Here is a 4,870-nt window from a genome sequence, read left to right as displayed (position 1 = left end):
CACGCCCTCCCGGTCGGTGGTGTGATCGTCCGAGAAACGACGGTCACCCGTCGCATCCGGCACGTACTTCACACAGACAACGATCCTCAAGCTCACGGCCTGTCTCCTGTACTGGTCTCGTCCGGCGGCTGCGGCTGTGCAAGTGGGCGCGAACACGGCTCGCGCCCCCTCCCGGCAGCGCGTTTCCCGTGCCGGTCCGGAACTTCCTGGCAGCATACCCGCCAGTAGCACGACGGTCACTACTCACCAGTAGCTTACGCCGCGCGGTCCCGGCCGGGCCGCCCGCGGGCCCCCTCGGCAGCCCCGGGGAGACCTCCGGTCCGGTGCGGACCGCGGGACGGCCGCGCCGCCGTCAGAGCCATCCTGCCCCAGCCCACCTCCGACTCCACCCGACGGGGCTGCCCTTCCGCCACCGGACCCACCTCGGGAGCACCCCGCGCGCCCCGCCCGCACCCCGGCGCCCCGGCCCGCCCGGAGGCCCGGCCCGCCCGGGAGCTCAGACCGCCGCGCCCAGCGCCGCGATCACATCCGCCCTCCGCGGCTGCCCGGCCGCCCGCCGCACCACCCGGCCGCCGGCGTCCAGCACCAGCACGGTCGGCGTCCGCACCACGTCCAGCCGCCGGACCAGTTCGAGCCGCTCCTCGGCGTCCAGCTCGACGTGCGCCACGCCGTCCACCATCCCCGCCACCTCGGCCAGCACCCGCCGAGTGGCCCGGCACGGCTGGCAGAACGCGGTGGAGAACTGCACCAGCGTCGCCCGCGCCCCGAGCGGCTCCCCCAGCTCCGCCGCCGACAGCCGCACCGCCCCGTCCTTCGCCCGCACCCGCAGCCTCCCGTCACGCTTCGCCCGCAGCAGCCCGAACGCGCTCGCGGCCACGAGCGCGACAACACACACCACCCATCCGGTCATCCCCCCAGTCTGCTCCGCCCCGCAACGGGGCCCCGGCCCCGGGGTCCCTCGGCCCGACACCCCCCTCGACCGGGGCGCGCGGGCCCGCGTACGATCGCCCCGTGGACTCCGACCGCCCCGCACAGCCGCTCCTGACCACCCGCCGGGTGGTCGACCTGTGCCGGGCCACGGCCTCGCGCTGTCGCTGACGCGCACCCCCGGCCGTCCCGGGCGCCCGTCGCCGCCTTCCGCCGCGCGCCCCGTCACCCCCCACGCCCCGGAGTCCCCGTGCAGATCGACCCCCGCGGGCCGCGCTTCGCCGCCGCCCTCACCACCCTCGTCCTGATCGCCGTCCTGCTCACCGGCAGCGGCGTCCTGCTCGCCGCCCAGGCCCTCGTCTTCGCCCTCGGCGCATTCGGCGGGCTGCACCGATCCCCCTACGGCCGGCTCTACCGCACCCTGGTCCGCCCCCGGCTGGCGCCGCCCGCCGAGACCGAGGACGAACGACCGCCCCGGTTCGCCCAGGGCGTCGGCCTGGTCTTCGCCGCCGTCGGCACCGTCGGCCTCCTCACCGGGATCGGCTGGCTCGGCCTGCTCGCCACCGGGTTCGCGCTGGCCGCCGCCTTCCTCAACGCCGCGTTCGGCTACTGCCTCGGCTGCGAGCTGTACCTCCTGGTCCACCGCGCCCGCAGCAGGGCCGGACTGACCGCCTGACCGCCCCGACGGACAAGAAACCGACCGGACGCCCGGGTGGGAAAAGTTCCCGCCCGGGCTCATCACGCACGTCACACCGCCGGATCCCGCCCAACGGGACGGCTCAGGTGACAGCGGGCACCCGTTCGGGGGATCATCGTCGTGTATCGCCCGTGGCCGCCGCGGTGTGCCGTGCCCCCGGTCGGCCCCCACCTACGGCACGCGGGTACCCGCCGTACCGGGCCGCCAGGCCCGTCGAAGTCAGGACTGACCGTGGCAGAGCTCGTGTACCCGCCGGTGATCGGCGCCGCGCTGACCGTCTTCCGCGCACTCGACGTGCGCATCAGGATCGTCGGCGCCGAACACATCCCCGCCAAGGGCGGGGCGGTGCTGGTGAGCAACCACATCAGCTACCTCGACTTCCTCTTCGCCGGCCTCGGCGCCTACCGCGGCGGCAAGCGCAAGACCCGCTTCATGGCCAAGGACGACGTCTTCAAGCACGCCGTCTCCGGCCCGCTGATGCGCGGCATGAAGCACATCCCGGTCGACCGCACCGACGGCCAGCCCGCCTACGAGGCCGCCGTCCGCGCCCTGCGGGCCGGCGAGGTGGTCGGCGTCTTCCCCGAGGCCACCATCAGCCGCTCCTTCATGTTGAAGAAGTTCAAGACCGGCGCCGCCCGGATGGCCGCCGACTCCGGCGCCCCGCTGCTCCCGGTGGTCCTCTGGGGCACCCAGCAGCTCTGGACCAAGGGCCGCCCGAAGACCCTCACCAAGCGGCACGTCCCGGTCACCATCATGATCGGCGAACCGATCGTGCTGACGCCCGAGGACAAGCCCGTCATGGTCACCCGCCGCCTGCGCGCCGCGATGTCCGAGATGCTCGACCGGGCCCAGCGCGAGTACCCCGGCAAGCCCTCCGGCCCCGACGACAGCTGGTGGCTGCCGGCCCAGCTCGGCGGCAGCGCGCCCACCCTGGAGGTCGCCGAGGCCGAGGACGAGGCGGAGGCCGAACGCCGCGCCGCCCGCGACTGACCGGGCCCGGCCCGGCCGCGCGCCCCGCGAACGGATGACTCCCCGTCCCCGAGCGGACGCGGACCGTCGCGTGTCGGCCCGTCCCCCTTCCTCCGATCTGACACAGTGACAGCTCCTTCGGGGGGCTCGCGCCCGGCCTCGCCGGACGGATCGGAGACGGAGATGAGACGCGGATGACCCGCACACGGACACGGCTCTCGGGGACCACTCCCACCATCCACCGCACCACCCCCGCCACGGCCCGCACCCGCCATCGCGCCGGTGCGGGCCTCCTGCTTGCCGGGACCCTGCTCACCGGCTGCGGCGCCCAGCCCGGCGAGATCCCGCTCAGCGAGATCCGCGCCGAATCCCCCACCCCCACGCCCACCCCCACCGTGGAACCGGCCGTCGCCGACACCACCGCCGGCGTGGTCGGCGCCGCCGCGGCCACCCCCACCGCCCCGCCGGCCCGCAACGGCCTCATCGCCGCCCGGGTCTTCCTCGACCAGGACCGCCTCACCAGCGCGATCTTCTCCGTCACCGCAGACGGCAAGGCGCGCCGCCAACTCACCCAGCCGACCGACCGGACCCGCGACGACCACCCCTCCTGGTCCCCCGACGGCACCACGCTCGCCTTCGACCGCACCGGCGGCGACTCCCCCGGCCGGATCTGGACCGCGAGCGCCGACGGGCAGAACGCCCGTCAGCTGGGCTCGCTCTGCGAGGCCGGCACCGACGACTGCCTCAACGAGGCGGAGACCACGCCCGCCTGGTCCCCCGACGGCAGACAGCTCGCCTTCACCCGGACCTGGGGCAGCTCGGACCCGACGACCGAGCAGGTCCAGTACAGCGACCTCTATGTGATCGCCCCCGACGGGACCACCGCCCAGCGGATCACCTTCCTGACCAACGACACCCCGTACTCCGGCATCGTCACCGACCCGGCCTGGGCCCCCGACGGCAAGCAGCTCGTCTTCTCCTACCGGACCAGCGCCACCGGCCAGCCCGCCAACAGCCGCGCGCTCTACCTGGTCAACGCCGACGGCACCGGCCTGCGCCGCCTCACCCCGTGGGAACTGCGGGCCGGCGACCGCGCCAACTGGTCCCCCGACGGCAGCCGCATCGTCTTCACCACCTACCCCGCCGGGTCCGACAACGCCCCCGGCGGCGGCATCTACACCGTCCACCCCGACGGCACCGCCGTCGAGGCGCTCACCCCCGGCCCGTCCGACGTCACCTACGGCGTCGCTTCCTACTCCCCCGACGGCACCGCGATCGCCTTCGCCCAGGCCCCCGCCGACGGAACCTCCGAGCTCTACACCATGCGTGCCGACGGCTCCGGCGCCGCCCGGATCACCGACACCCCCGGCCTCGGGGAGAGCCGTCCCAACTGGGGCACCGCCCAGCCGGAGAGCTGACACCGAACGGCGGCTCGGCCGGCGCCTGCTCAGGAGGGCGTCGGCCGAGCCGTCAGATCGCCCACCCGGAGCTTCGACTGCACCCGCTTCATCAGCTCCTCGCCCATCGAACGGGCCTGCTTCTCACAGGTGTTCACCGCGTTCACGGCCTCCGTGTCGGCGGTGCTGCCCGCATAGCACTCCAGTTGCAGCCGGACGATCAGGTTCCCGTCGACGAACGCGCCCTTCCAGACCACGTCCTTCCGCTTCTCGTCCCGCACGACGGCGCGGTAGCCGGCCTCGCCCGTCGAAGCCGTCTCCTCGAACCGCCGGCGGGCATCCGGGGAAAGGGTCTCCGTGGGCGACTGGGCATTGTGAAGGCCCGCCTGGTACCACCCGAACGCGACCTCCTTCTTGTCGTAGGTGCGGGCGTCCAGGTCCAGCTGCCAGTACTCGTCGCGCTCACCGCCGGTGCTCTCCACCCGGCACGAGCGCCACTCCTCCTCGTCGGCCGAATCCGCCGGCCCGTCCGAGGCCCGACCGTCGCTCTCGTTCCCCGGCAGACCGGCGCGACCGATCTCCTTGCAGAGGTCGTCGGCCGTCCGGTACCACCCCACGGGCGACTTCGCGTCCTGGCTCTTCCCGTCACCGTCGCTGCCGCAGGCCGACAGCGCCACTACCAACGCCGTGGCCGTCCCGAGCACCGCCGCGCCCTTACGAATTCCGGTTCGCTTCATCACGGCGCCAGAGTAGAACTGACGAGCCGTCACCACCAGAGGGCCCCGAACGCAAAGAACCCCCGCCGGTATCCCCGGCGGGGGTTCTCCACAAAGATTGTTCGGCGGCGTCCTACTCTCCCACAGGGTCCCCCCTGCAGTAC

General features: G+C 74.0%; 5 protein-coding genes and 1 pseudogene. 3 read left to right on the top strand and 3 right to left on the bottom strand.

What is annotated here, in order from left to right; translation table 11 throughout:
* Together ACFVFS_RS40555 and ACFVFS_RS40550 are read right to left on the bottom strand one after the other, a co-directional pair.
* A pseudogene (locus ACFVFS_RS40555) lies at positions 1-96 on the bottom strand (electron transfer flavoprotein subunit beta); the annotation flags it as partial.
* Between the two features lie 400 nt (positions 97-496).
* On the bottom strand, positions 497-910 hold the full coding sequence (locus ACFVFS_RS40550; protein ID WP_380630138.1) for a TlpA family protein disulfide reductase: 414 nt from the start codon (positions 908-910) through the stop codon (positions 497-499).
* Between the two features lie 267 nt (positions 911-1,177).
* On the opposite strand from ACFVFS_RS40550, the gene ACFVFS_RS40545 reads away from it, so the two are divergent.
* From ACFVFS_RS40545 to ACFVFS_RS40535, 3 genes are all read left to right on the top strand, one after another.
* Entirely contained in the window at positions 1,178-1,603 is a 426-nt protein-coding gene (locus tag ACFVFS_RS40545; protein ID WP_380630137.1) for a DUF4395 domain-containing protein, read from the top strand.
* Positions 1,604-1,855: 252 nt separating this feature from the next.
* The gene (locus ACFVFS_RS40540; protein ID WP_380630136.1) at positions 1,856-2,614 is read left to right on the top strand and encodes a lysophospholipid acyltransferase family protein; all 759 of its coding nucleotides are present in this window, start codon (positions 1,856-1,858) and stop codon (positions 2,612-2,614) included.
* Between the two features lie 173 nt (positions 2,615-2,787).
* A complete protein-coding gene (locus tag ACFVFS_RS40535; RefSeq protein WP_380630135.1) occupies positions 2,788-4,011 on the top strand; it encodes a hypothetical protein in 1,224 nt (407 codons plus the stop codon).
* A 29-nt stretch (positions 4,012-4,040) separates the two neighbouring features.
* Here the strand turns inward: ACFVFS_RS40535 and ACFVFS_RS40530 are convergent, their stop codons facing one another.
* A complete protein-coding gene (locus ACFVFS_RS40530; protein ID WP_380630134.1) occupies positions 4,041-4,730 on the bottom strand; it encodes a hypothetical protein in 690 nt (229 codons plus the stop codon).
* Between the last annotated feature and the right edge of the window lie 140 nt (positions 4,731-4,870).

Source organism: Kitasatospora sp. NPDC057692 (assembly GCF_042799475.1).
GTDB lineage: Bacteria > Actinomycetota > Actinomycetes > Streptomycetales > Streptomycetaceae > Kitasatospora.
The sequence above is the reverse complement of the archived record's forward strand: the minus strand, read 5'-3'. Positions and strand labels throughout refer to the sequence as shown.